19 protein-coding genes are annotated in these 25,671 nt (G+C 71.2%); 15 read left to right on the top strand and 4 right to left on the bottom strand.

Annotated elements, in window-relative coordinates; genetic code table 11:
- The first annotated feature begins 108 nt into the window (after positions 1 to 108).
- The 5 genes from OG904_RS03050 to OG904_RS03030 are packed head-to-tail and all read left to right on the top strand — an operon-like array spanning position 109 to position 6,932.
- A complete protein-coding gene (locus OG904_RS03050) occupies positions 109 to 1,257 on the top strand; it encodes a CaiB/BaiF CoA transferase family protein (protein ID WP_405487082.1) in 1,149 nt (382 codons plus the stop codon).
- Entirely contained in the window at positions 1,257 to 2,282 is a 1,026-nt protein-coding gene (locus OG904_RS03045; RefSeq protein ID WP_405487080.1) for an LLM class F420-dependent oxidoreductase, read from the top strand. The genes OG904_RS03050 and OG904_RS03045 overlap by 1 nt, the downstream gene beginning before the upstream one ends.
- Positions 2,283 to 2,294: 12 nt before the next feature.
- On the top strand, positions 2,295 to 3,437 hold the full coding sequence (locus tag OG904_RS03040; RefSeq protein WP_405487078.1) for an acyl-CoA dehydrogenase family protein: 1,143 nt from the start codon (positions 2,295 to 2,297) through the stop codon (positions 3,435 to 3,437).
- A 56-nt stretch (positions 3,438 to 3,493) separates the two neighbouring features.
- The gene (locus tag OG904_RS03035) at positions 3,494 to 4,708 is read left to right on the top strand and encodes an acetyl-CoA C-acetyltransferase (protein WP_405487076.1); all 1,215 of its coding nucleotides are present in this window, start codon (positions 3,494 to 3,496) and stop codon (positions 4,706 to 4,708) included.
- 52 nt (positions 4,709 to 4,760) lie between these two features.
- Positions 4,761 to 6,932, top strand: coding sequence for a 3-hydroxyacyl-CoA dehydrogenase NAD-binding domain-containing protein (locus OG904_RS03030; RefSeq protein WP_405487075.1), 2,172 nt, complete (start codon positions 4,761 to 4,763; stop codon positions 6,930 to 6,932).
- Positions 6,933 to 6,986: 54 nt separating this feature from the next.
- On the opposite strand, the gene OG904_RS03025 is transcribed toward OG904_RS03030, so the two are convergent.
- Entirely contained in the window at positions 6,987 to 7,727 is a 741-nt protein-coding gene (locus OG904_RS03025; protein ID WP_405487073.1) for a MerR family transcriptional regulator, read from the bottom strand.
- 118 nt (positions 7,728 to 7,845) lie between these two features.
- On the opposite strand from OG904_RS03025, the gene OG904_RS03020 reads away from it, so the two are divergent.
- The 4 genes from OG904_RS03020 (at position 7,846) to OG904_RS03005 (ending at position 14,975) form a co-directional block, all read left to right on the top strand.
- Complete coding sequence (locus tag OG904_RS03020) at positions 7,846 to 9,714, top strand: AMP-dependent synthetase/ligase (RefSeq protein WP_405487071.1); 1,869 nt, start codon at positions 7,846 to 7,848, stop codon at positions 9,712 to 9,714.
- A 121-nt stretch (positions 9,715 to 9,835) separates the two neighbouring features.
- Positions 9,836 to 11,518, top strand: a complete 1,683-nt coding sequence (gene aspT / locus OG904_RS03015) for an aspartate-alanine antiporter (protein WP_405487069.1) — start codon at positions 9,836 to 9,838, stop codon at positions 11,516 to 11,518.
- Positions 11,519 to 11,562: 44 nt separating this feature from the next.
- A complete protein-coding gene (aspT, locus tag OG904_RS03010; protein ID WP_405487067.1) occupies positions 11,563 to 13,266 on the top strand; it encodes an aspartate-alanine antiporter in 1,704 nt (567 codons plus the stop codon).
- Positions 13,267 to 13,316: 50 nt separating this feature from the next.
- Positions 13,317 to 14,975 carry a bifunctional aspartate transaminase/aspartate 4-decarboxylase gene (locus OG904_RS03005; protein WP_405487065.1) on the top strand — a complete coding sequence of 553 codons (1,659 nt, stop codon included), beginning with the start codon at positions 13,317 to 13,319 and terminating at the stop codon, positions 14,973 to 14,975.
- A gap of 116 nt (positions 14,976 to 15,091) precedes the next feature.
- On the opposite strand, the gene sph is transcribed toward OG904_RS03005, so the two are convergent.
- Both sph and OG904_RS02995 read right to left on the bottom strand, forming a co-directional pair.
- The gene (sph, locus tag OG904_RS03000; RefSeq protein ID WP_405487063.1) at positions 15,092 to 16,081 is read right to left on the bottom strand and encodes a sphingomyelin phosphodiesterase; all 990 of its coding nucleotides are present in this window, start codon (positions 16,079 to 16,081) and stop codon (positions 15,092 to 15,094) included.
- 135 nt (positions 16,082 to 16,216) lie between these two features.
- Positions 16,217 to 16,429: a hypothetical protein gene (locus tag OG904_RS02995; protein ID WP_405487061.1), complete on the bottom strand. Its 213-nt coding sequence runs from the start codon at positions 16,427 to 16,429 to the stop codon at positions 16,217 to 16,219.
- Between the two features lie 95 nt (positions 16,430 to 16,524).
- On the opposite strand from OG904_RS02995, the gene OG904_RS02990 reads away from it, so the two are divergent.
- Entirely contained in the window at positions 16,525 to 17,436 is a 912-nt protein-coding gene (locus OG904_RS02990; protein WP_405487059.1) for an oxygenase MpaB family protein, read from the top strand.
- A 111-nt stretch (positions 17,437 to 17,547) separates the two neighbouring features.
- Here the strand turns inward: OG904_RS02990 and OG904_RS02985 are convergent, their stop codons facing one another.
- Positions 17,548 to 19,065: a M1 family metallopeptidase gene (locus tag OG904_RS02985; protein WP_405487057.1), complete on the bottom strand. Its 1,518-nt coding sequence runs from the start codon at positions 19,063 to 19,065 to the stop codon at positions 17,548 to 17,550.
- A 286-nt stretch (positions 19,066 to 19,351) separates the two neighbouring features.
- Here OG904_RS02985 and OG904_RS02980 point away from each other — a divergent pair, with 286 nt between their 5' ends.
- The 5 genes from OG904_RS02980 (at position 19,352) to OG904_RS02960 (ending at position 25,659) form a co-directional block, all read left to right on the top strand.
- Positions 19,352 to 19,927, top strand: coding sequence for an isochorismatase family protein (locus tag OG904_RS02980; protein ID WP_405487055.1), 576 nt, complete (start codon positions 19,352 to 19,354; stop codon positions 19,925 to 19,927).
- A gap of 348 nt (positions 19,928 to 20,275) precedes the next feature.
- The gene (locus OG904_RS02975; RefSeq protein ID WP_405487053.1) at positions 20,276 to 21,139 is read left to right on the top strand and encodes an SCO6745 family protein; all 864 of its coding nucleotides are present in this window, start codon (positions 20,276 to 20,278) and stop codon (positions 21,137 to 21,139) included.
- Positions 21,140 to 21,263: 124 nt separating this feature from the next.
- Positions 21,264 to 23,726, top strand: a complete 2,463-nt coding sequence (locus OG904_RS02970) for a Tex family protein (protein ID WP_405487051.1) — start codon at positions 21,264 to 21,266, stop codon at positions 23,724 to 23,726.
- Between the two features lie 240 nt (positions 23,727 to 23,966).
- Positions 23,967 to 24,488: a hypothetical protein gene (locus OG904_RS02965; protein WP_405487049.1), complete on the top strand. Its 522-nt coding sequence runs from the start codon at positions 23,967 to 23,969 to the stop codon at positions 24,486 to 24,488.
- The gene (locus OG904_RS02960; protein ID WP_405487047.1) at positions 24,478 to 25,659 is read left to right on the top strand and encodes an MAB_1171c family putative transporter; all 1,182 of its coding nucleotides are present in this window, start codon (positions 24,478 to 24,480) and stop codon (positions 25,657 to 25,659) included. Before OG904_RS02965 ends, OG904_RS02960 begins: the two co-directional genes overlap by 11 nt.
- Positions 25,660 to 25,671: the final 12 nt, after the last annotated feature.

The raw sequence follows: 25,671 nt of genomic DNA, 5'->3' as shown, positions 1-25,671 counted from the left end.
CTAAGCGCTTGCTCTTGTGCTGAGTGGAACGGGTTCCTAGCATCACTGGTGTTACATCAGTTGTGTCACACCGTGGCGGCAGTGGTGCCACCGGATGCTGGGGGCTCGATGGCAGTGACAGGGAACGTGCCCGGTGGTGGCGGGGGCCCGCTCGCGGGCGTGCGCGTCGTGGAACTGGCGGGCATCGGGCCGGGCCCGTTCGCCGCCATGCTCCTCGCCGACCTGGGGGCCGACGTCGTCCGCGTGGACCGGCCCGGCGGTGGCGGCCTCGCGGTGAACCCGGCCTACGACATCACCAACCGGAACAAGCGCTCCGTCCTCGTCGACCTGAAGTCCGCCGACGGCCCGGCCCGCGTACTGGACCTGGTCGAGCGCGCCGACGTGCTCATCGAGGGCTTCCGTCCCGGGGTCGCCGAACGGCTCGGCGTCGGCCCGGCCGACTGCCACGCCCGCAATCCGCGGCTCGTCTACGGCCGGATGACCGGCTGGGGCCAGGAGGGCCCGCTCGCCCACACCGCCGGACACGACATCGCGTACATCGCCGTCACCGGCGCCCTCGGGATGATCGGCAACCCGGACGAGCCCCCGGCCGTCCCCGCCAACCTGGTCGGGGACTACGCGGGCGGCTCGCTCTACCTCGTCATCGGCGTCCTCGCCGCCCTCCAGCACGCCCGCACCCCCGGCGGTACGGGCCAGGTCGTCGACGCGGCGATCGTCGACGGGACCGCCCACCTCACGGCGATGATCCACGGCATGCTCGCGGCCGGCGGCTGGCAGGACCGCCGCGGGGCCAACCTCCTCGACGGCGGCTGCCCCTTCTACGGCACCTACGAGACCTCCGACGGCGGCCACATGGCGGTCGGCGCGCTGGAGCAGCAGTTCTACGACACCTTCGTGGAGCTCCTCGGCATCAAGGACCGGGCCCCCGCCCGCAAGGACCTGGCCCGCTGGGGCGAGCTCCGCGAGGCCGTCGCCGAGCGCTTCAGGACCCGTACCCGCGAGGAGTGGACGGCCGTCTTCGAGGGGACCGACGCCTGCGTGGCGCCCGTGCTCTCGCTGCGCGAGGCACCGCACCACCCCCACCTCGCGGCCCGGGGCACCTTCGTGGAGGCCGCCGGGATCACCCAGCCGGCTCCCGCGCCCCGCTTCTCCGCGACCCCGGCCACCGCCGTGGGCGCCCCCGCGCTGCCGGGTGCGCACACGGAGTCCGTGGCGGCGGACTGGGGCGTACCGGGGCTGCTGGGCAAGGAGGGCTGATGGAGCTCTCGATGATGCTCGACTACGCCGGGGACCCGCGCAGGGCCGCCGACGCGGCCGCCGAGCTGGAGGCGGCCGGGCTCGACGCGGTGTGGGTGGCCGAGGCCTGGGGCTTCGACGCCCCGACGATCATGGGCTATCTGGCGGCCCGGACCGAGCGGATGAAGATCGGCTCGGCCATCCTCAACGTCTACTCGCGCACCCCCGCGCTCATCGCCCAGACCGCCGCGGGCCTGGACGCGATGTCCGGCGGCCGGGCCCTGCTCGGCCTGGGGGCCTCGGGCCCGCAGGTGGTCGAGGGCTGGCACGGGAAGCCGTACGACAAGCCGATCGGCCGGACCCGCGAGACCGTCGAGCTGTGCCGGCGCATCTGGCGCCGCGAGACCATCGACCACCACGGCATCACCGACATGCCGCTGCCGGCGGACAAGGGCGGCCGGCACGGCAAGCCGCTGAAGATCCTGACCCGCCCGGTCCGCGCGGACATCCCCGTCTACGTGGCCGCACTCGGACCCGCCAACGTACGGATGACGGCGGAGATCGCGGACGGCTGGCTGCCCACCCTCTTCGTGCCGGAGAAGGCCGACGCGGTGTGGGGGAGCGCGCTCGCCGCGGGCGCGGCCCTGCGCGCACCCGGGCTCGGCCCGCTGCGGACGGTGGCGGGCGGACTGCTGGCCATCGGCGAGGACGCGGCGGCGCTGCGGGACCTCGCCCGCCCGCAGATCGCCCTGTACGTCGGCGGCATGGGCGCGGTCGGCAAGAACTTCTACAACGACCTGGCCGTCGCCTACGGGTACGGGGACGCGGCCCGCAGGATCCAGGATCTCTACCTCTCCGGGCACAAGCGCGACGCCGCGGCCGCCGTACCGGACGAACTGTGCGAGCTCACCACGCTGTGCGGGCCCGAGGGTTACGTGCGCGAGCGGGTCGAGGCCTTCCGGGCCGCCGGAGTGACCATGCTCAACGTCACGCCCGTCGGACCCGAGCCGGCCCGGCTCCTCGAAACCGTCAAGAACTGGCTCTAGGAGGCCCCCGAAATGAAACGCCGGCTCTTCGACGCCGACCACGAGGCGTTCCGCGAGACCGTGCGCACCTTCCTCAGCAAGGAGGTGCTGCCGCACTACGAGCAGTGGGAGAAGGACGGGATCGTCAGCCGCGAGGCCTGGCGCGCCGCGGGCCGCCAGGGGCTGCTGGGCCTGGCCGTCCCCGAGGAGTACGGCGGCGGCGGGAACACCGACTTCCGGTACGCGGCGGTGATCGCCGAGGAATTCACCCGGGCGGGCGCGGCCGGGCTCGCGATCGGCCTGCACAACGACATCATCGGGCCGTACCTGACCTCCCTGGCCACCGAGGAGCAGAAGCGCCGCTGGCTCCCCGGCTTCTGCTCCGGCGAGATCATCACCGCCATCGCCATGACCGAGCCGGGCGCGGGCTCCGACCTGCAGGGCATCCGGACCACCGCCGAGGACGCGGGCGACCACTGGGTCCTCAATGGCTCCAAGACCTTCATCTCCAACGGCATCCTCGCCGACCTGGTGATCGTGGTCGCGAAGACCACCCCCGAGGGCGGGGCGCACGGCATGTCCCTGCTGGTCGTGGAGCGCGGCACGGATGGCTTCGAGCGCGGCCGGAACCTCGACAAGATCGGCCAGAAGGCCCAGGACACCGCCGAGCTGTTCTTCAACGACGTGCGCGTGCCCAAGGAGAACCTCCTCGGCGAACCGAACGGCGCCTTCGTCCACCTGATGACCAACCTCGCGCAGGAGCGGATGGGCATCGCCATGGCGGGCATCGCCGCCGCCGAGTACCTGCTGGAGATCACCACGCAGTACGTGAAGGAGCGCGAGGCCTTCGGACGGCCGCTCTCCAAGCTCCAGCACATCCGGTTCGAGATCGCGGAGATGGCCACCGAGTGCGCGGTCACCCGCACCTTCCTCGACCGCTGCATCACCGACCACTCCAACGGGGAGCTGGACCACGTCCACGCCTCCATGGCGAAGTGGTGGGCCACCGAACTCCAGAAGCGGGTCGCCGACCGCTGTCTGCAACTGCACGGCGGCTACGGCTACATGACCGAGTACCGGGTCGCCCGGGCCTTCACCGACGGCCGCATCCAGACCATCTACGGCGGTACGACCGAGATCATGAAGGAGATCATCGGCCGTTCCCTGCTGGCCTGACCGCCGCGCAGCACCCCTCCCCGACCTCGCCTCCGCACCCCCGAAAGGCTTGACCAGTGAGCACCGAAGCGTACGTATACGACGCGATCCGCACGCCGCGCGGACGCGGCAAGGCCAATGGCTCCCTGCACGGCACCAAGCCGATCGACCTGGTCGTCGGCCTGATCCACGCCCTGCGCGAGCGCAACCCCGGGCTGGATCCCGCCACCATCGACGACATCGTGCTCGGCGTCGTCAGCCCGGTCGGCGACCAGGGCTCCGACATCGCCCGGATCGCGGCGATCGCCGCAGGGCTCCCGGACACCGTGGCCGGACTCCAGGAGAACCGCTTCTGCGCCTCCGGTCTGGAAGCCGTCAACCTGGCCGCCGCGAAGGTCCGCTCCGGCTGGGAGGACCTGGTCCTCGCGGGCGGCGTCGAGTCGATGTCCCGCGTCCCGATGGCCTCGGACGGCGGAGCCTGGTTCAACGACCCGATGACCGGCTGGAACACCGACTTCGTCCCGCAGGGCATCGGCGCCGACCTGATCGCCACGATCGAGGGATTCTCCCGCCGCGAGGTGGACGAGTACGCGGCCCTGTCCCAGGAGCGGGCCGCCGCCGCCATCAAGGACGGCCGCTTCGCCAAGTCGATCGTGCCGGTCACCGACCGCAACGGCCTGGTCGTCCTGGACCACGACGAGTTCGTCCGCCCCGGCACCACCGCCGACACCCTCGCCCGGCTCAAGCCCTCCTTCGCGGACATCGGCGACCTCGGCGGCTTCGACGCCGTCGCGCTGCAGAAGTACCACTGGGTCGAGAAGATCGACCACGTCCACCACGCGGGCAACTCCTCCGGCATCGTCGACGGAGCCTCGCTCGTCGCGATCGGCTCCCGGGAGGCCGGCGAGCGCAACGGGCTGGCGCCCCGCGCCCGGATCGTCTCGGCGGCCGTCTCCGGCTCCGAGCCCACCATCATGCTCACCGGCCCCGCCCCGGCCACCCGCAAGGCCCTCGCCAAGGCCGGCCTGACCATCGACGACATCGACCTGATCGAGATCAACGAGGCCTTCGCGGGCGTCGTGCTCCGCTTCGTCAAGGACATGGGCGTCTCCCTGGACAAGGTCAACGTCAACGGCGGCGCCATCGCGCTCGGCCACCCGCTCGGCGCCACCGGCGCGATGATCCTCGGCACGGTCGTCGACGAACTGGAGCGCCAGGACAAGCGCTACGGCCTCGTCACCCTGTGCGTCGGCGGCGGCATGGGCGTCGCCACCATCGTCGAACGCGTCTGATCCGTCCTGATCTCCGATCCCTGATCCCACCCCTGACACGGAAGTAGCGAACATGAGCGAGTCCACCACGATCCGCTGGGAACAGGACGAGACCGGCGTCGTCACCCTGGTCCTCGACGACCCCGACCAGTCCGCCAACACGATGAACCAGGCCTTCAAGGACTCCATCGCCGCCATCGCGGAGCGCGCCGAGGCCGAGAAGGACTCCATCCGGGGCATCATCTTCACCTCCGCCAAGAAGACCTTCTTCGCGGGCGGCGACCTCAAGGACATGATCCGGCTGCGTCCCGAGGACGCCCAACTGGCCTTCGACACCGGCACCCAGATCAAGAGCTCGCTGCGCCGCATCGAGACCCTCGGCAAGCCCGTGGTCGCCGCCATCAACGGCGCCGCCCTCGGCGGCGGTTACGAGATCTGCCTGGCCTCCCACCACCGGGTGGCCCTCGACGCGCCCGGCTCCCGGATCGGCCTGCCGGAGGTCACCCTCGGCCTGCTCCCGGCCGGCGGCGGCGTCACCCGCACCGTCCGCCTGATGGGCATCGCCGACGCGCTGCTCAAGGTGCTGCTGCAGGGGACCCAGTACAACCCCCAGCACGCCCTGGACAACGGCCTGGTCCACGAACTGGCCGCCACGCCCGAGGAGATGCTCGCCAAGGCGCACGCCTTCATCGACGCGAACCCGGAGTCGAAGCAGCCGTGGGACGTCCCCGGCTACCGGATCCCGGGCGGCACGCCCTCCAACCCGCGCTTCGCCGCCAACCTCCCGGCCTTCCCGGCCAACCTCAAGAAGCAGCTGAACGGGGCCCCTTACCCGGCGCCGCGCAACATCCTGGCCTGCGCCGTCGAGGGCGCGCAGGTGGACTTCGAGACCGCGCTGACCATCGAGGCCCGCTACTTCACCGAGCTGGTCACCGGGCAGACCGCCAAGAACATGATCCAGGCGTTCTTCTTCGACCTCCAGGCCGTCAACGCCGGCCGCAGCCGGCCGCAGGGCGTGGAGCCCCGCAAGGTCACCAAGGTCGCCGTCCTCGGCGCGGGCATGATGGGCGCGGGCATCGCCTACTCCTGCGCCCGCGCGGGCATCGAGGTGGTGCTCAAGGACGTCACCCCCGAGGCCGCCGCCAAGGGCAAGGCGTACTCCGAGAAGCTGCTCGACAAGGCGCTGTCCCGCGGCCGTACGACCGAGGCCAAGCGCGCCGAGCTGCTCGCCCGGATCACCCCGACCGCCGAGGCCGCCGACGTGGCGGGCTGCGACGCCGTCATCGAGGCCGTCTTCGAGGACACCGCCCTCAAGCACAAGGTGTTCCAGGAGATCCAGGAGTTCCTCGCGCCCGACGCGCTGCTCTGCTCCAACACCTCCACGCTGCCCATCACGGGCCTCGCGGAAGGGGTTTCGCGTCCCGCGGACTTCATCGGGCTGCACTTCTTCTCGCCCGTGGACAAGATGCCGCTCGTCGAGATCATCAAGGGGGAGCGGACCGGCGACGAGGCCGTCGCCCGCGCCTTCGACCTCGTCCGGCAGATCAGCAAGACCCCCATCGTGGTCAACGACTCCCGCGGGTTCTTCACCTCGCGCGTCATCGGCCAGTTCATCAACGAGGGCGTCGCCATGGTCGGCGAGGGCATCGAGCCCGCGTCCATCGAGCAGGCGGCCGCACAGGCCGGGTACCCCGCCAAGGTGCTCTCCCTGATGGACGAGCTGACGCTCACCCTGCCCCGCAAGATCCGCAACGAGACCCGCAAGGCCTTCGAGGCCGAGGGCCGGGCGTGGGCCGAGCACCCCGCCGACACCGTCATCGACCGGATGGTCGACGAGTTCGGGCGCCCCGGGCGCAGCGGCGGGGGCGGTTTCTACGCGTACGACGAGAGCGGCAAGCGCGCCGGGATCTGGCCGGGGCTGCGGGAGCACTTCACCAAGCCGGGGCATGAGATCCCGTTCGGGGACATGAAGGAGCGGATGCTCTTCTCCGAGGCGCTGGACACCGTCCGCTGCTTCGACGAGGGCGTCCTGACCTCGTACGCCGACGCCAACATCGGCTCCATCATGGGCATCGGCTTCCCGGCCTGGACCGGTGGCGTCATCCAGTACATCAACGGCTACGAGGGCGGCCTCGCCGGATTCGTCGCCCGCGCCCGGGAGCTCGCCGGGAAGTACGGCGAGCGGTTCGAGCCGCCGGCCTCCCTGGTGGAGAAGGCCGGACGCGGAGAGAAGTACGAGGACTGACGGCCGCCGCGCGGTCCCGGGGCGGGCGTGCCCCGGGACCGCGCGCGGGACGGCCTACCGTTCGGGCCCGGCCTCCGAGACGAACGCGGCCCGGAGCTCCGCCTTCAGCGAGCGCTGGAAGGCGGTCACCAGGGCCTGCACCACCATCGGCTGCATGTGCGCGGACAGCGCCTTCATGGTCTCCACCCGCTCCGGATCGCTCTCGCCCTCCGTGAACGGTCCCCACACCTCGTCCCGGAACAGCGCCGTCAGCTGGTGCGCCGCCGTCCGCGCGTGTTCCAGCAGCACCTGGCGCGCGGCCAGGATCGTCTCGTGGGCGATCGGTACGTCGAGCAGCGCGACCCCGAGCCGCAGCAGCCCGACGTCGACCCGGAACCCCTCCGGGGTGGGTGCCAGCACGTTCATCGCCGTCAGCCGCCGCAGGTCGCCCTCCGTCAGGGTCCGGCCGGCCCGCTTCTCCAGCTCCCCGAGCGAGGACTCCAGCGCCGCGTCCGGGGCCCACGTCGCCACCAGCGCCCGGTGGATCGCCAGATCGTGGGCGCTCAGGTCGTCGGGGAGCGCGTCGAGGTACCGCTCGATGGCGGACAGGGTCATTCCCTGGTGCTGCAACTCCTCGATCAGCGCGAGCCGGGACAGGTGCTCCGGTCCGTAGTGGCCCACGCGACGGGGGCCGATCACGGGAGGGGGCAAAAGGCCGCGGGTGCTGTAGAACCGTACGGTGCGGACGGTCACACCCGCCCTGGCCGCCAGCTCGTCGACGGTGAGCGACGACGGTTCCGGTGCCTGGGTGGTCATGTGCTCTCCGCCTCGCTCACTGATCAGCACGTCTTGAATCAGCACTGTTTCGATCGACACAGCTCGTGTTCAACAGTATTGCTGTCGCACCAACGATGTGAAACGGCCAGGAGCTGCCATGACCACGAAACTCCGACTGCCCGCATCTCCCGACGAGCTCACCCTGCCCGCCCTGCTGGCACGCAACGCCGCCGAGCACGGTGATCTTCCCGCCCTCTCGTGGCGCGAGGGCGAAGGCTGGTCCACCCTCAGCTGGTCGGACGTCCGCCGCAGGGTGGCCGTCCTCGCCGCCGGCTACGCCGCCGCGGGCGTCGAGCGCGGCGAGCACGTCCTGCTGATGATGGGCAACCGCCCCGAGCACTGGCTCACCGACCTCGCCCTCGTCCATCTCGGCGCCGTGCCCGTCACCGTGTACGGGACCTCCGCGCCCGAGCAGATCGCCCACATCGCCCGGCACAGCCGGGCCCGGCTCGCCGTCGTCGAGGGAGCCCGGGAACTGGCCCGGTGGGAGCCGCTGCTGGCCGATCCCGGGATCCCGCTGGAACGGCTCGTCGTGGCCGAGGCCGCCGAAGCGGGCCCGCACTCCACCTACGCCTCCCTGTACGCCGGCGGTGTCCACCTGCACCGCGCCGAGGCCTTCGAGAAGGCCTGGCGGGAGTCGCGGCCCGGGGACCCGCTGACCGTCGTCTACACCTCGGGCACCACCGGAGACCCCAAGGGCGTCCGCCTGACCCACCGCAACATCCTGCTCCAGTCCCTGCGGCTGGACCGGCACATCGAGCTGCCCGAGCACGCCGAGCACATCTGCTACCTGCCCTTCGCGCACATAGCGGAGCGGATCCTCGGCATCTACCTCCCCCTCCTGCGGGCCGCCCACGTCCGGCTGTGCGCCGACCCGGCCGCCGTGTCCGCCGCCGTGCGCGAGCTGCGCCCTGTGCAGTTCTTCGGGGTGCCCCGGGTGTGGGAGAAGCTGGCCGCCTCCGTACGGGCGGTGCTCGGGCGGCTCCCGCAGGAGCAGCAGCGCGCCATCGAGGCGGCGAACGGCCTGGCGCGGGACCGCGCGGGCCACCGGGAGCGGGGGGAGGAGGTCCCGGCGGAGCTCGAAGCCTCGTACGGCCGGGCCAAGGAGCAGGTGCTGGACCCCTTGCTGACGCTGGCCGGGATGGACCGGCTGGTGTGGACGGCCAGCGCCACGGCGCCGATGCCGATCGACGTGGTCCGCTTCTGGGCCGGCTGGGGGATCACCATCATGGACGCGTGGGGGCTGACCGAGACCTCCGGCGTGTGCACGGTCAACAGTCCGGACGGTTTCCGGCTGGGCTCGGTCGGCCGTCCGATCGAGGGGCTGGAGCTGCGGATCGGCGCGGACGGGGAGATCTTCACGCGCGGGGAGACGGTCTTCGGCGGCTACCTGAGGGCGGACGGGTCGGTGGAGAGCGCCTCCGACGGCCAGGGCTGGTTCCCGACCGGGGACATCGGGCGCGTCGACGGGGACGGGTTCCTGTGGCTGACCGACCGCAAGAAGGAACTGATCATCACCTCGAACGGCAAGAACGTTTCTCCGGCCCTGGTGGAGAACACCGTCAAGGAGCACCCGCTGATCGGGCAGGCGCTGGTGCACGGCGACGGCCGCTCCTACCTCGTCGCCCTCCTCGTGCTGGACCCCGAACTGGCCCCGGCCTGGGCCGAGGCCCACGGGATCGCGGCCCGCACGCCCGCCGAACTCGCCGCGCACCCGGCCGTGCGGGAAGAGATCGCCCGCGCCGTCGGCGCCGCCAACGCACGGCTCAACCGCACCGAGCAGATCAAGCGCTACCGGCTGCTGACCGGGGAATGGGGCCCGGAGACCGGGGAGCTGACCCCCTCGCTGAAGCTGCGCCGCCGGGTGGTCCGGGAGAAGTACGGGGAACTGATCGAGGGGCTGTACGCGGAGTCGTACGAGGAGCCGCACGGGGCCTCGGACCCGGAAGCGCACGAGGCCCCGTAGGGGAGCGTCACCCGGACGGCCCTGTCCCGGTGAGCGGCAGGGCGCTCACCGGGACAGGGTGAGGGGATGTACATATGCGTCGCATTCGTCCCCTCGCCCGGAACGGTGGGCTGAGCCGCACATGGGTGTGCTGCGTGACCATCCCGAACTCGCCCTGTTCCTCTGCCTCGCCGTCGGCCACCTCGTCGGCAAACTGCGCGTCGGCCCGATCACCCTCGGCGGCATCTGCGGCACGCTGATCGTCTCGCTGTTGCTCGGCGCCTGGGCCGAGATCGAGATCGACGCCGATGTGAAGACGATCTTCTTCGCGCTCTTCATCTTCGCCCTCGGCTACATGGCCGGACCGCAGTTCTTCGCCAATCTCAACCGCAAGAGCATGCGCTTCTTCGCGCTCTGCCTCATCGAGCTCGTCAGCGTGCTCGGCCTCGCCTACCTGCTCGCCAAGGCCTTCGACCTCGACGTCGGCACCGCATCGGGCATCCTGGCCGGCGCGGCCACCGAATCCGCCGTCGTCGGCACCGCCACCGAGGCCATCGGCAAGCTCCCGGACCTGACCGCGGACCAGATCTCCACGTACCAGGGCCACGTGGCCACCGCGTACACCGTCTGCTACCTCTTCGGCCTGGTCACCATCGTCATCTACACCAGCCAGATCATGCCGATGATGCTCCGGATCAACCTGCGGGACGCCTCCCGCGCGCTGTGGGAGAAGATGCGCGGGGGTGGCGGCGGCGCCCTGGAGAGCGATGAGCGCGAGGCGCTGCCCGGCCTGGTCGGGCGGACCCACCTGGTCACGCTCGCCGACGGCCGCACCGTCGGGGACCTGGAATCCGCCTTCGGCGGCGGGGTCACCGTGGAGGCCGTCAGGCGCGGCTCCAGGAACCTCACCCCCACCCCGGACCTCGAACTCACCCTCTCCGACCTGGTCCTCGTCGTCGGCCGGCGCTCCGACGCCATCGCGGCGGGCCGGGCCATCGGCCCCGAGACCCCCGGCATCCCCGGTGTGGACACCCCGCTCGCCACCAGCCAGGTCGCGATGACCGATCCGGTGGTCGCCGGGAAGACGCTGGACGAGATCCGCGCCGGGTATCCGGACTTCGCCCGCAGCGGGGTCTACGTGACCGACGTGCTCCGCGGGGAACAGCACCTGCCCGCCACCCCGGAGACCGTCGTCCAGCGCGGCGACGTCGTCACCCTCGTGGGCGCCCGCGCGGGCCTGGACCGGATCGTCGCGAAGATCGGCACGGTCGCCAGGAACGACGCCACCGACTTCATCTACCTCGGCCTCGGCATCGCGCTCGGCTCGCTCATCGGCCAGCTCGTGGTCCGCCTCGGCGGGGTCCCGCTCTCGCTCGGCACCGGCGGCGGCTGCCTGGTCTCCGGTCTGCTCTTCGGGTGGTTCCGCTCCCGCCGGCAGACCTTCGGCGCGTTCCCGCCGCAAGCCGCCACCACCATCAAGGACATGGGGCTCGCGGTCTTCATCGCCTGCACCGGGCTGACCTCGGGCCCGCAGGCCTGGCCGCTGCTCAAGGAGTACGGGGCCCTGCTGCCGTTCGCCGGGATGGCCATGGTCCTCGTACCGGCCACGCTCTCGCTGGCCGTCGGGCGCAAGCTCCTGAAGATCGAGAAGCCGCTGCTGATCGGCGCCATCGCCGGACAGCAGTGCTCCACGCCCGCCATCACCTCGGTGACGCAGGTGGCCCAGAGCTCGGTGCCGATGCTGGGCTACACGATCACCTACGCCCTCTCCAACTTCCTGCTCCCCCTCACCGGGCCGATCCTCGTCGGGATCCTCGGGGCCTGACCCCGCCCCTGCCTCCCCTGCCCCCCATCAGGACGGGTTTCCGCATGATCGACTTCCTCAGCCGGAACATCTTCAAGCCCCATCCCGAACTGCTGGTCTTCATCACCGTAGCCTTCGGCTTCCTCGTCGGGAAGCTCCGCTGGAAGGCCATCGGCCTGGGCGCCGTCACGGGCTGTCTCATCGTGGGTCTGGTCTTCGGGGCCCAGTTCAAGATCACCATCGACGGGACCGTGAAGAACCTCTTCTTCACGATGTTCCTCTTCGCCCTCGGCTACAAGGTGGGCCCGCAGTTCTTCCGCGGCCTGAAGAAGGACGGCCTGCCGCAGGTCCTCAACGCCGTGATCGTCTGCGTCACCGGCCTGCTCGTCTCCTGGGGCTTCGCCGTGATGCTCGGCTACGGCCCGGGGCTCAGCGCCGGCCTGCTCGGCGGCGCGCTCACCCAGTCCGCCGTCATCGGCGTCGCACAGGACGCGATCGGCAACCTGCCCGGGCTCAGCCCGGACCAGGTCACCGAGCAGCAGAACCTCGTCGCGGTCGGGTACGCGGTCACCTACCCGCTCGGCACCATCCTGTGCGCGATGCTCCTCGCCAACGTGCTGCCCAGGCTCTACCGCCGCAACCTGGCCGCCGAGAGCGCCGAACTCGCCCAGGAGCTCGACGCGCCCGCCGACAACCCCGACCTGCGCGAGGGGTACTACGAGATCGTCCTGCGGGCGTACACCATCCAGCGGCCCGATCTCGTCGGGCGGACCATCGACGACTTCGAGAATCAGCAAAAGGCGCTGGGCCACCGCATCTACCTCACCCGGATCCGGCGGGACGGGAAGATCATCGACCACACCCAGCGGACCACACTGGCCGAGGGCGACGTGGTCGCCGTCAGCGCCCTGCGCGGATCCCTGGTCGAGTTCGACGCCCGCACGCACATCGGCCCCGAGACCGACGACGTCGAACTCCTCGGCTACCAGACCGAGAACCTGCACGTGGTCGCCTCGGAGAAGGCGCAGCTGGGAAAGACCATCGAGGAACTGCGCGCCGAGCCCTTCATGGTCGGGGTCTACATCGACAAACTCTTCCGCTCCGGCACGGAGTTCCCCTACCGGCTCTCCACCCCGCTGGAGCGCGGCGACACCCTGATCCTCTCCGGTCCCAAGCGGCTGGTGGACCCGGCGGGCAAGGCCATCGGCAAGCCGGTCCCGACCAGCTTCGCCACCGACATGATCTGGGTGGGCCTCGGCATCTTCCTCGGCGGCTGCCTCGGGATCCCGGCGCTCACCGCGGGCGGGGTCCCGATCTCGCTGTCCACCTCGGGCGGCGCGCTCATCATGGGCCTCGTCTTCGGCTGGATCCGGGGCAGGTACCCGACGTACGGCAACGTCCCGCCCGGTGCCCAGTGGTTCATGGACACCCTCGGGCTGTGCCTCTTCGTCGCGGTCGTCGGCCTCAACGCCGGGCCGAGCTTCACCAGCGGGCTCGCCACCGCGGGCTGGGGGCTGCTCCTCTGGGGCGCGGTCATCACGCTGATCCCGCTGCTGGTCGGCTTCCTCGTGGGCCATCACGTCCAGAAGATCCGCTTCCCGATCCTGATGGGCGTACTGGCCGGCGGCCAGACCACCACGGCGGCGATCGGGGCGGTCAACGAAGCGTCCAAATCGCAGGTGCCGACGCTCGGTTACACGATCCCCTACGCCATCAGCAACGTGCTGCTGACCATCTGGGGCGCCGTCATCGTCCTCCTCAACCACTGAACGTCCCCCGACCGACCGACAGTCCCCCCGACGCAAAGGAACGAACCACCGTGCCGGAGACCACTTTCAGCCGCGAGGAGATCCAGTCCTTCGCGCAGCTCAGCCCGTTCGAGCTGAAGGACAAGTTCATCCAGCTCGCCACCGCCGCCCAGGCCGACAAGCCGGGCCAGAAGGACACCACCGCGCGCGCCATGCTCAACGCGGGCCGCGGGAACCCCAACTGGATCGCCACCGGGCCGCGCGAGGCCTTCTACGCGCTGGGCTTCTTCGCGCTGGAGGAGTCCCGGCGGGTGTGGACCGCCGACAACCTCGGCGGAATGCCGGAGAGGAAGGGCATCGGGGAGCGGTTCGATTCCTGGGCCCGTCGCCACCCCGACCTGCCGGGCGTGGAGATGCTGTCCGCCTGCGTCCAGTACGCCCTCTCGCGCTGGCCGTTCGACAAGGACGCCTTCGTGCACGAGCTGACCGACGCCGTCACCGGCGACAACTACCCGGTACCGGACCGGATGCTGAAGCACGCGGAGCAGATCGTGCGCGGCTACGTCGCCGACGAGATGTTCGACAAGAAGCCGCCGCAGGGCAACAACCTGTCGCTGTTCGCCACCGAGGGCGGCACGGCCGCCATGTGCTACATCTTCGACTCGCTGATGAAGAACGGGATCCTGGAGAAGGGCGACAAGATCGCCCTGATGACCCCGGTGTTCACCCCGTACATCGAGATCCCCGAGCTCGACACGTTCGAGTTCGAGGTGGTCAACGTCTCCGCGAGCCTGTTCGCGGAGACCGGGGTGCGGCAGTGGCGCTATCCGGAGGAGGAGGTCGCCAAGCTGGCCGACCCCTCCGTGAAGCTCGTCTGCCTGGTCAACCCGAGCAACCCGCCCTCGCTCGCCCTGAGCGACCGGGTGGCGGACCAGATCAAGGACATCGTCGCCACCAGCAACCCGAACCTGCTGATCGTCACGGACGACGTGTACGGCACCTTCGTGCCGGGCTTCCGCTCGATCGCCGCCGATCTGCCCCGCAACACCCTGCTCGTGTACTCGTACTCCAAGCACTACGGCTGCACCGGCTGGCGGCTCGGAGTGATCGGCCTGCACGACGACAACGTCATCGACCGGATGATCGCCGAATTCCCCCGGGACCGGAAGGACCGGCTCGCCAAGCGGTACGGCACGCTCAGCCTGGAGCCGGAGAAGATCCGCTTCATCGACCGGCTCGTCGCGGACTCCCGGTCCGTGGCCCTCAACCACACGGCAGGCCTGTCGCTGCCGCAGCAGACGATGATGACGCTCTTCTCGCTCTTCGACATGCTGGAGGAGGGGCAGGCGTACAAGGAGCGCATCCGCCAGATCGTCCACCGCAGGCTCGACCTGCTGCTGGAGGGCGCCCAGATGAAGATCTCCGAGGACGACAAGCGGGCCGCGTACTACATCGAACTCGATCTGCTGGCCGAGGCGGAGCGGGTCCACGGAAAGGACTTCGCGGACTTCCTGGAGAAGAACTACGAGCCCGTCGACCCGTTGTTCCGCCTCGCCGAGCAGACCTCGGTGGTCCTGCTCAACGGCGGCGGCTTCGACGGCCCGCAGTGGTCGGTGCGCGTCTCGCTGGCCAACCTCGACGACCTGGACTACCTGAAGATCGGCCACCACCTGCGGGAGATCTTCCAGGACTACGCGAGCGAGTGGGAGCGCGCGAAGGCGGCCGGCTAGCGGCGGCGGCCCCCGGGCCGCGGGTGCCCGCCGGATCACGGCGGGCACCCGCGGCGACCGGTCGGTGACCGGTCAGGGGTCGGTCGGCGGTCGGTCGGAGACCGGTCAGCGGCCGGTCAGCGGCCGATCAGCGGGTAGTGGTCGGAGAGGTTGGTGTAGGTGTACGAGGTGCCCCAGCTGGAGACGGTCCAGGGCGCGGACTGCTCCTTCACCACGTTGTTGTCCCAGTTCGCGGGGCGCGCGTTGCCCTTGCGGTAGAGGACGTAGTCCAGGTCCTCGCGCGGGTCGGTCGGGTAGCGGTAGTTCGCGATCGAGTTCAGCGCGGTGTCGAAGGAGTACGGGTGCCCCGTGCGGGTGTCGGACGGCGCCAGGTCGGCATCGGCCAGCATGGAGGCGAGCTCGGGGGTCCGCGAGTCGACGTTCATGTCGCCCGCCACGATGACCTGTTCGTTCGCGGGGATGTTCTTGCCGTCCAGGAACGCGTCGATGTTCCGGAACTGGCGGGAGCGCATCTGCGCCGCCTCGCCCGCACTGCAGCCCGGGTCGGTGGACTGGGCGTGGGTGCCGACCACGTGGACCTTGGTCCCGTTCACGTTCAGCACGACGTAGGCGAAGCCCTTGTTGGACCACCAGTCGGCGCCGCAGGCGTCCTTGTAGACGACCTGTTCCTTGCGCAGGACCGGCCACTTGCTGAGGATCGTGACGCCGCCGTCCTCCGGGGTGGTGGAGGAGTAGGCGCCGCCCGTCGCGTCCCAGCCGCTCTTGCTGCGGCCCACGACGGGGGTCTGGTACGGGTACTGCGCCGAGGCGTTGGACTTCAGCGCGTCCGAGGCGCCGTTGTCGAAGGCCTCCTGGAGCACGACCACGTCGTGGCCCTGGAAGAAGGAGGCCTTGGGGATCTCCGTCGCCCGGATGTCCTGGCCCCAGTTCGGGTAGAGGTTCTTGCTCATCAGGAACGTGTTGTACGTCAGAACGCTGAGCCGCGGCGCGGCGGCGTTCTCCGCGGCGGTGGCGGCCGGAGCCGTGGTCGCGGCGAGCGAACCGACGGCGATCGCGGCGACGACCGCGGCGGCGGCCCTGGCCTTGCGGGGCTGGAGGTGGGGCATGGAGGTCTCCCTCGTTCCTGTGGGGGAAGATCGGCCCCGCCATCCAAGCAGCCACGGTTACCTCTGGGTAACACCCATGACACGACTTTCTGTCCGGACCACGACAACGTGGGGGCGGCAGAAAAACGGAGCTGGTCAGTCCGTCGTGGAGGTCCAGGTGAAGCCGGAGAGACCGCCCTGCTCGGGGGCGGCGCAGGCACCGTCGCGGAGCCTGCGGCGCCGCAGGACGAAGCGCAGCAGGGCGAAGACCGCGAGGGCGACCGCGGTGACGCAGGCCAGCGTGACGGCCGCGATCGCGAGCAGGGTGGGGGCCGAGGCCTCCAGCCAGGCCGAAGGGGACAGGTCCATCGCCGCAGGATGCACCGTCAGGGGGTCCCGGCGGAAGGCTCGGGACCACCGTCATACTGGGAGAACGGCGAGGTCCACACCCTGGGGGCGCACTCATGAGCACGACGGAGCACCCGGCGCAGCCGGCGGACCCCGCGGCGCGGCGCACGGGCGGCGGCCGGGCCGACCCCGAGCCCCCGCCGGCCGGTGGAGTGCTCTGGACCATCGCCGGAGACGTCCGCGGGCTGCTCATGCTGCCCGCCGCCTTCACCATGCAGGTCGCGCACCCCGCGATCGGGGCCGGCGTCGACGAGTACTCCGTCTTCCGCACCGACCCCTGGGGCCGCGGCGAGCGCTCCCTGCGCTCCGTCCAGCTGTGGGTGTACGGCGGAGCGGACGCCGCGGCCGAGGGGCGCCGGGTGCGCCGGCTGCACAAGGAGATACAGGGCACGGACACCCGGGGGCGCCGCTACCACTCCCTCGACCCGGCCTGCTACGCCTGGGTGCACGCCACCGGCTTCCCGGTCTACCTCTACGCCGGGCGCTACCTGCTGCGCCGCTTCACGCCCGCCCAGGAGCGCCAGCTCTACCGCGAGTGGCTCCAGGTGGGCCGCATCCTCGGTCTCCACGACCGGGACATGCCCCGGAGCATCGAGGAGTACTGGCCCTACTACCACCGGATGCTGGCCGAGGAGATCGAGTCCACCGCGGTCGCCCGCGAGCTCGTCGCCACCGACACGCCGCTGCCCCGCCCCGAGGGCGGCCCACTGGCCGTCCGGATCCTGCTGCGCCTGGCCTGGCCGGTGGCGCGGGCCGCCTTCCTGCACTTCCGGGCCTTCGTCAGCGTCGGCTACATGCCGCCCGAGGCCCGCGCCGCCATAGGCCTGGAGTGGACCCCGTCCCAGGAGCGCCGCCTGCGCCGTTTCAGCACGGCCGTACGCATCCTCGTACCACTCCTGCCGGAGCGCCTGCGCTACCTCCCGATCGCCCGGGCGGCCCGGGCACGCCGGCGCGCCGGGACCCCCTGAGGGGTACCGGCGCGCGAAGGGACCGTACGGCCCTGGTTCCGTACGGTCCCGGCTCGGTGCGGCCTGCACGGTGCGGCCCGCTCGGCGCCGCCGTGTCCGTGCGGCCGTGGATCAGTGGCCCTCGTGGACCGAGTCCGTCGCCGCGATCTTCTTCCAGGACTTCGGCTCCGCCGCCGGCTTCGCCGCCGGGGCCTGGAGCGTGCGGGCGCCCGGGGCCTTGGCCGCCGGGTTCAGGGCCGAGAGGGCCGGCTTGCCCGGGGTGTAGAGCCAGGTCTCGAAGAGCTGCGCCAGCGGCTGGTTGGAGACCTTCTCCGCGTAGCGGACGAAGTCACCGACCTTGGCGTTGCCGTAGGCGCGCTCGGTCGGCCAGCCCTTGAGGATCTGGAAGAACTTCTCGTCGCCGACCTTGTTGCGCAGCGCCTGGATGGCGATCGCGCCCCGGTCGTAGACGGCCCCGTGGAACTGGTTCTCCGGGCCCGGGTCGCCCGGCTTCACCTGCCAGAACGGGTCCTCCGCGGTGCGCAGCTGGTACGCCCAGTCGGCGAGCTCCTGCGCGGTGCCCTCGCCCTCCTTCTCCGACCACAGCCACTGGCTGTAGCGGGCGAAGCCCTCGTTGACCCAGATGTCCTTCCAGCCGTCGACGGACACGCTGTCGCCGTACCACTGGTGGGCCAGCTCGTGCACGACCACCGAGACGTTCGCGCCGTTCGCGAACTGCTTGGGGCTGTAGAACGGCCGGGTCTGCGTCTCCAGGGCGAAGCTGCTGGGCACGTTCGGGACGTAGCCGCCCAGCGCGTTGAAGGGATACGGGCCGAAGACCCCCTCCAGCCACTCCGCGACCTCTCCGGTGCGCTCCACGCTCGCCCGCGCCGCGCCCGCGTTGTCACCGAGGTCCTGGCTGTAGGCGTTCAGGATCGGCAGCCCGCTCGAGGTCTTGTCGGTGGTGATGTCGAACTTGCCGATCGCCAGGGTGGCGAGGTACGTGGCCTGCGGCTTGTTCGAGCGCCAGTTGTAGCGGGTCCAGCCCAGCCGCGAACTCTGCGACTGCAGCACGCCGTTGCTGATGGCCTGGGTGCCGTCGGGCACGTTCACCGAGACGTCGAAGGTGGCCTTGTCGAGCGGGTGGTCGTTGCTCGGGAACCACCAGACCGCCGAATCGGGCTCCTGCGCGGCGATGCCGCCGTCCGGCGTGCGCTGCCAGGCCGACCAGCCGTCGACCTTGAACTCCGAAGGCTTGCCCGCGTATTTGACGACCACGCTCGACTGGCGGCCGCGCTGGAGCGGGGTGGCCGGGGTGATCTCCAGCTCCTGGGTGCCGGACTTGGCGAACTTCGCCTTGACGCCGTTGACCCGGATCTCGCTGACGTCCAGGCCGAAGTCCAGGTTGAAGCGGGACAGGTCCTGCTTCGCGGTGGTGAGGAGGGTGGCGGTGCCCTCCAGCAGGTCGGTCTTCGGCTGGTACTGCAGGCGCAGGTCGTAATGGGAGACCTCGTACCCGCCGTTGCCGCTGGCCGGGTAATAGGGATCGCCGATACCCGGGGCGCCCGGACCCGAACTCGCCGCCGACGCCGGGATCACCAGCAGGAGGGAAGCGGCGAGCACGCTCGGGGCGATGACTTTGCGGTGCACCTTGAACTCCAATTGGTAGGGGAGTGGCTTCCGTTCGACCGTATTCACGCCCGGGACCCCACGTCATGTCCATGGCCCCTGCTGTCACACGATCGCCATGCGTCTGAAAAACGCCCGTACCGGACCGGGCGGCGCCGGAAATCTCGCGGCCGGCCCCTGGCCTGCACCGATCGATGTCCGTATCTGCAATTCAGCCGTCATTGCCGCCGCGTTCCCCGGGTCCTAGCGTTGCCGTCGTGGCCCCGCACGCCGGCCGCCACCCCACCCTCTTGAGAACGGCATTCCTATGGCTACCACCACCCTGCGTCAGCTCAACGGCTTCGACGAGACCCCCGCGACCTTCGAGAACGCGGTCCTCGTCCTGGTCGACTACCAGAACACCTACACCGGCGGCGTCATGGAACTGGACGGCTGGGAGCCCGCGCTGGCCTCCGCCGCGCAGCTCCTCGCCCGGGCCCGCGAGGCCGGCACCCCCGTCGTCCACATCCGTGACGGCGGCTACGGCATCGACACCGAGCCGGGCACCATCCACGCGTCCGTCGCCCCCCAGGGCAACGAAGCGGTCGTCACCAAGTCCGTGCCCAACGGCTTCCACAACACCGATCTCCACGGGATCATCGAGGCCACCGGCCGCAAGAACCTGATCATCGCCGGGTTCATGACCAACATGTGCACCCTCTTCACCACCGAGGGCGCCTTCCTGCGCGGCTACGCCCCGACCGTCGTCGCCGACGCCTCGGCCACGCGAGCGCTGGAGAGCCCGGCGGGCGCCCTGACGGCGCAGCAGATCCACCAGGCGGCCCTCGCCACGGTCACCGAGCTCTACGGTGTGGTCGTCGCCACCGGTGCAGAGCTGAAGTAACACCGGCGCCGCGACACCGGCAACCGGCCCCCCTCTCCCGCAGACGGTGCGGAAGAGGGGGACTTCCGTTTTCCGGCCGGATGTTTTCCCCGCCCTGCGTGCCGAGGCGCTCGGCCGCGCCGTCCGCCACGGGACCGCAGGGCGCCGGTCCGGGGTCCGGGCCGGATGCGCGGCCGGGCACGCGGCAGGGTGTGCCGCCGGGCACGCGGCAGGGTGTGCCGCCGGGCGGGCCGCAGAGTGTGCCGCCGGGCGGGCCGCCGGGTACACGGCCGGAAGGCGCCCTCCCACTACCGGTCCGCAGGAGCCCCGCTCTTCTCTGCATACCAAGCAGTCGTTAGCCTGCCCGGCATGACCCTTCCCGAGCACGCCGCCCGCCGCTGTTGGCACGGAGCGATCAACCCGCTGCACTCCACCGTCTACTTCTCGCCCGACCTCGGCAAGGAGTTCTCCGCCCTCGGGATCACCGACTGGGCCGCCGTCAACCTCTCCTCCCGGTCCGCCGCCATGGGCGCGGTCGGCCCGGGCACCGTGACGGCCACCTTCTACAACTACCGCCACGACCTGGTCGCCCGGCACCTGCCGGCCGTCTGGGAGACCGCGACCCCCGAGCAGGTACTCGCCGCCCGGCTGCGGGCCGCCGACACCACGCTGCGCCGCCTCCTCGGCCCCGAGACCATCGAGTCCCCCGAGGTCGCCGAAGCCGCCGAGCTGGCGATGCGCGCGACCGAGGCCTGCACCCGGCACGCCCGCACGCTGTACTCGGCCCACGCGGACCTCCCCGTACCCGAGGAGCCGCACCTCAAGCTGTGGCACGCCACCACCCTCCTGCGCGAGCACCGCGGGGACGGCCACCTCGTCGCCCTGCTCACCGTAGGCCTGGACCCGGTCGAGGCCCTGGTCAGCCACACGGCCACCGGTCGCGGGATGACCCCGAAGTACCTCAAGTCCATCCGCGGCTGGAACCAGTCCGACCTGGACGCGGCCACCGGCCGGCTGCGCGACCGCGGCCTGCTCGACGCCGAGGGCGGGCTCACCAGCGAGGGCGCGGCCCTGCGCGAAGCGCTGGAGACGGAGACCGACCGCCTGGACGAGGCTCCGTACGAGCACCTCGGAGCCGCCGGACTCGCCCGGCTCGCGGAGATCGGCGGCGGCTTCACCATGCAGGCCTTCGCCGCCGGGGCCTTCCCCCGGGACCTCCTCGGCAAGGCCTGAGACCCGGGCCGGTCCGGGCTCCCGACGTCAGGCGCCGCCACCTGCCACAATTGGCAGCCTTCCGACGCAGCACGCAGCACGCAGCAGCATCACGTACACGTACGAAGGCAGGCGGGACCGCACAGTGACCATGTCCATCGAAGGCAGGATCGCCGAGGAGCTCGGCGTACGGGAGCGGCAGGTCAAGTCCGCCGTCGAGCTGCTCGACGGCGGCTCGACCGTGCCGTTCATCGCTCGCTACCGCAAGGAAGCGACCGAGATGCTCGACGACACCCAGCTGCGCACCCTGGAGGAACGGCTGCGCTACCTGCGCGAGCTGGAGGACCGGCGCGCGGCGATCCTCACCGCCGTACGGGAGCAGGGCAAGCTCGACGCCGAGCTGGAGGCCCGCATCAACGCGGCCGACACCAAGGCCCGGCTGGAGGACATCTACCTCCCCTTCAAGACCAAGCGCCGCACCAAGGCCCAGATCGCCCGCGAGGCCGGCCTGGAGCCGCTCGCCGACGGCCTGCTGGCCGACCCCTCGGTGGAACCGGCCGCCCGGGCCGCCGCGTTCGTGGACGCCGACAAGGGCGTCGCCGATCCGGCCGCCGCCCTGGAGGGGGCCCGCTCCATCCTCACCGAGAAGTTCGGCGAGGACGCCGACCTCATCGGCGAACTGCGCGAGCGCATGTGGGGCCGCGGCCGGCTCGCCGCGAAGGTCCGCGAGGGCAAGGAGGAGGCGGGCGCCAAGTTCGCCGACTACTTCGACTTCACCGAGCCCTTCACCGCACTGCCCTCGCACCGCGTGCTCGCCATGCTCCGCGGCGAGAAGGAGGACGTGCTCGACCTCACCCTGGAGCCGGAGGACCGCGAAGACACGGCGACGCCCGGGCCGTCCACGTACGAGGGCATGGTCGCCCGCCGTTTCGGCATCAACGACCGCGGCCGCCCCGCCGACAAGTGGCTCGCCGACACCGTCCGCTGGGCCTGGCGCACGAAGATCCAGGTGCACCTCGGCATCGACCTGCGCACCCGGCTGCGCGCCGCCGCCGAGGACGAGGCGGTACGGGTCTTCGCGTCCAACCTGCGCGACCTGCTGCTCGCCGCGCCCGCCGGCACCCGGGCGACGCTCGGCCTGGACCCGGGCTTCCGCACGGGCGTGAAGGTCGCCGTCGTGGACGCCACCGGCAAGGTCGTGGCCACCGAGGTGATCTACCCGCACGTGCCCGCGAACAAGTGGGACGACGCGCTCGCCAAGCTCGCCCGCCTGGCGAAGGAGCACGAGGTCGAGCTCGTCGCCATCGGCAACGGCACGGCCTCCCGCGAGACCGACAAGCTCGCCGCGGACCTCATCACCCGCCACCCCGAGCTGAAGCTCACCAAGGTGATGGTCTCGGAGGCCGGCGCCTCCGTGTACTCGGCCTCCGCCTTCGCCTCGCAGGAACTCCCGGACATGGACGTGTCGCTGCGCGGCGCCGTCTCCATCGCCCGCCGTCTGCAGGACCCGCTCGCCGAACTGGTGAAGATCGACCCGAAGTCGATCGGCGTCGGCCAGTACCAGCACGACCTGTCCGAGGTGAAGCTCTCGCGCTCGCTCGACGCCGTGGTCGAGGACTGTGTGAACGGCGTCGGCGTCGACGTCAACACCGCCTCCGCGCCGCTGCTCTCGCGGGTGTCGGGCATCAGCGGCGGACTCGCCGAGAACATCGTCGCGCACCGCGACGCCAACGGCCCCTTCCGCAACCGCAAGGGCCTCAAGGACGTGGCGCGGCTCGGCCCGAAGGCGTACGAGCAGTGCGCGGGCTTCCTGCGGATCCGCGGCGGGGACGACCCGCTGGACTCCTCAAGCGTGCACCCCGAGGCGTACCCGGTGGTGCGCTCCATGGGCAAGACGGCGGGCAGCGAGGTGGCGGCCCTGATCGGCAACACCGGCGTGCTGCGCTCGCTGCGGCCGGAGCAGTTCGTCACCGAGGCCTTCGGCCTGCCGACGGTCAGCGACATCCTGCGCGAGCTGGAGAAGCCGGGCCGGGACCCGCGTCCCGCGTTCAAGACGGCCACCTTCAAGGAGGGCGTCGAGAAGCTCGGCGACCTGGCCCCCGGAATGATCCTGGAGGGCGTGGTCACCAACGTGGCCGCCTTCGGCGCCTTCATCGACATCGGAGTCCACCAGGACGGGCTGGCGCACGTCTCCGCGCTCTCGAAGACCTTCGTCAAGGATCCGCGGGACGTGGTCAAGCCGGGTGACGTCGTCCGCGTCAAGGTCATGGACGTGGACATCCCGCGCAAGCGGATCTCGCTGACACTGCGGCTGGAGGACGAGGCGGAGCGCGGCGCCGGCGGCGGTGCGCCGAAGCAGCGCGAGGAGCGGGGCGAGCGCGGTGAGCGGCGCGGCGGCGGCAAGCCCCCGCAGCAGCGCGGCGGACAGGGCGGCGGGCAGGGCGGCTCGCGCGACGCGGCCAGGGGCGGCTCGCGCGACGGCGGCAAGGGCCAGCGCCAGGGCGGTCAGGGCGGCGGCGCTCCGGCACCCGCCAACAGCGCGATGGCCGACGCCCTGCGCCGTGCCGGTCTCAGCGGCCCCGACGAGCGGGGCGGCCGCAAGCGCTAGCAACTCGTGGCAGTGCGTGACGGATTGGCCGAATAGGCACCTCACAAGGGGACATACCTTGCCAACTCCGCTGCAAGATCTGTAGGCATGACGGAACGCCCGTTCGTTTAATGGCGAACGGGCTTCCGTGTTTCCCCTCAGGACCGCACTCCCGAGGTCGCCTTGAAGGCAAAGGACGTCATGCCCCTGCCCACGCACGCCTATCATCGCTGCCCGAGAAAGGGTCCGAAGAGGGAACACATGCGCCACCCGCAACTCAGCCTGCGCAAACGGTGCGAGTCGATTCTCAGCCGTCTTGAACTGCCACACCCCTTCTCCCTCGACGGACTGTGCGACCGGATAGCCGAGCAGCGGGGCCGCCCCATCCGGCTCCACCCGCTCCCCAAGGAAGCGGCGGAGTCCGGAGTGTGCGGGCTGTGGGTCGGCACCGCCAGCGTCGACTACGTGTTCTACGAGGCCCAGACCACCCCGCTGCACCGGGAGCACATCGTGCTCCACGAGATCGGCCACATCCTCTTCGGGCACCACTCCCTGGAGGCCGAAGAGGCGGGCGGAGACGTCCCCACCGTGCTCGGGCGCACCAACTACACCACCCGCCAGGAGCGGGAGGCGGAAATGCTCGCCAGCATGATCCGCATCCGTACGGGATCGCGCGGTCCGCACCTCGGCCACGGAGCCCCGGGCCGGGACACGCTCGCCCGGCTGGAGTCCGCCATGGGCTACGAGCGGCGGGGTCGGGGGCCGGGCCGCCATGGCTGCTGATCTCACCGCCTTCGGCGACGCGCTCGCCGTGCCCAGCGTCGTGGGCCTCTGGCTCGCCGTCCTGCTCCGCGCACCCGGCGCCCTGCGCGCCCCGCACCAGCGGGGCCTGTGGCTCGCCGTCGCCACCGCCGCGGCCGCGATGACCCTGAACCTGCCCGACATCGTCGCCTACGCCATGAGCCGCGACCCGGGCTACGCCCACACCATCGGGCTGGTCCGCAACCTCATCGGCGTCCTCTCCGCGGGCGCCGTGCTCTACTTCGTGGCCGCCGCCACCCGGGGCCGCCGGCTCCAGATCGCCTCCGGCGCCGGCACGGTCCTGTGGCTGACCGCCCTCGTCGCCCTGGACGCGGCCGCGCCCGGGCACGGCACGCACACCATCCCGCCGGCCGGCGATCCGGTGCCCTCCCTCGCCTACTGGCTGGTGCTGATCTCCGCGCACCTCCTCGCCAACAGCGTCTGCGTGTCCGTCTGCTGGCGCTACAGCCGCCGCACCGAGAGCCGGGGCCTGGCCGCCGGACTGCTGCTCTTCGGCCTCGGTACCGCGCTCGCCGGGGCGTTCTGGTTCGTGTACCTGCTCAAGGCGCTCTTCGGCTTCACCTGGGCGATGCCCGTGAACCCGCTGCTGATGAACGCGCACGGCCTGCTGCGCGCCGCCGCGATCCTCGTCCCGACCCTGTTCACCTTCCGCCGCACGGCCGCCGACACCGCCACCGCCTGGCGGCTGTGGCCGCTCTGGCGCGACCTGGTCCACGCCGTCCCGCACGTCGCCCTCAACGAGCCGCGCGCCGGACGGTTGCTGGAGCTGCTGTGGCCGCCGGTCCCGCGCAACCTGCTCGTCTACCGCAAGGTCATCGAGACCCGCGACGCCATCCTGATCCTGGGGGAGTACGTGGCCCCGGGCGTGCCGGAGCTCGCGCGCAGCCACGTCGCGGGCAGCGGGGTACCCGAACCGCGGCGCAGCGCGGCCGCGTTGGCCTGCGTGCTGAAGGAGGCGCGGCAGGCGAAGCTGGCCGGGACCCCGCAACAGCGGTGCGAGGGTGACGCGCTGGAGCTGCCCGCCGCCCTGCAGACCTCGGGCGGGGGAGGAGACCTGGAAGGCGAGGCCCGCTTCCTCGTGGAGGTCGCCCAGGCCTACGCCTCGCCCGCCGCCACCGGCTTCACCCCGTGAGACCCCGGCCGC

The sequence above is a fragment of the Streptomyces sp. NBC_00096 genome (assembly GCF_045041305.1).
GTDB lineage: Bacteria > Actinomycetota > Actinomycetes > Streptomycetales > Streptomycetaceae > Streptomyces.
The sequence above is the reverse complement of the archived record's forward strand: the minus strand, read 5'-3'. Positions and strand labels throughout refer to the sequence as shown.

Coding starts and splice junctions, on each gene's coding strand:
- OG904_RS03030 (WP_405487075.1), top strand. CDS start 4,761: ATGAGCGAGTCCACCACGATCCGCTGGGAACAGGACGAGACCGGCGTC.
- OG904_RS02965 (WP_405487049.1), top strand. CDS start 23,967: ATGCGCCACCCGCAACTCAGCCTGCGCAAACGGTGCGAGTCGATTCTC.
- OG904_RS02995 (WP_405487061.1), bottom strand. CDS start 16,429: ATGGACCTGTCCCCTTCGGCCTGGCTGGAGGCCTCGGCCCCCACCCTG.
- OG904_RS02975 (WP_405487053.1), top strand. CDS start 20,276: ATGACCCTTCCCGAGCACGCCGCCCGCCGCTGTTGGCACGGAGCGATC.
- OG904_RS02960 (WP_405487047.1), top strand. CDS start 24,478: ATGGCTGCTGATCTCACCGCCTTCGGCGACGCGCTCGCCGTGCCCAGC.
- OG904_RS03025 (WP_405487073.1), bottom strand. CDS start 7,727: ATGACCACCCAGGCACCGGAACCGTCGTCGCTCACCGTCGACGAGCTG.
- sph (WP_405487063.1), bottom strand. CDS start 16,081: ATGCCCCACCTCCAGCCCCGCAAGGCCAGGGCCGCCGCCGCGGTCGTC.
- OG904_RS03020 (WP_405487071.1), top strand. CDS start 7,846: ATGACCACGAAACTCCGACTGCCCGCATCTCCCGACGAGCTCACCCTG.
- aspT (WP_405487069.1), top strand. CDS start 9,836: ATGGGTGTGCTGCGTGACCATCCCGAACTCGCCCTGTTCCTCTGCCTC.
- OG904_RS03045 (WP_405487080.1), top strand. CDS start 1,257: ATGGAGCTCTCGATGATGCTCGACTACGCCGGGGACCCGCGCAGGGCC.
- OG904_RS03040 (WP_405487078.1), top strand. CDS start 2,295: ATGAAACGCCGGCTCTTCGACGCCGACCACGAGGCGTTCCGCGAGACC.
- aspT (WP_405487067.1), top strand. CDS start 11,563: ATGATCGACTTCCTCAGCCGGAACATCTTCAAGCCCCATCCCGAACTG.
- OG904_RS02980 (WP_405487055.1), top strand. CDS start 19,352: ATGGCTACCACCACCCTGCGTCAGCTCAACGGCTTCGACGAGACCCCC.
- OG904_RS02990 (WP_405487059.1), top strand. CDS start 16,525: ATGAGCACGACGGAGCACCCGGCGCAGCCGGCGGACCCCGCGGCGCGG.
- OG904_RS03050 (WP_405487082.1), top strand. CDS start 109: ATGGCAGTGACAGGGAACGTGCCCGGTGGTGGCGGGGGCCCGCTCGCG.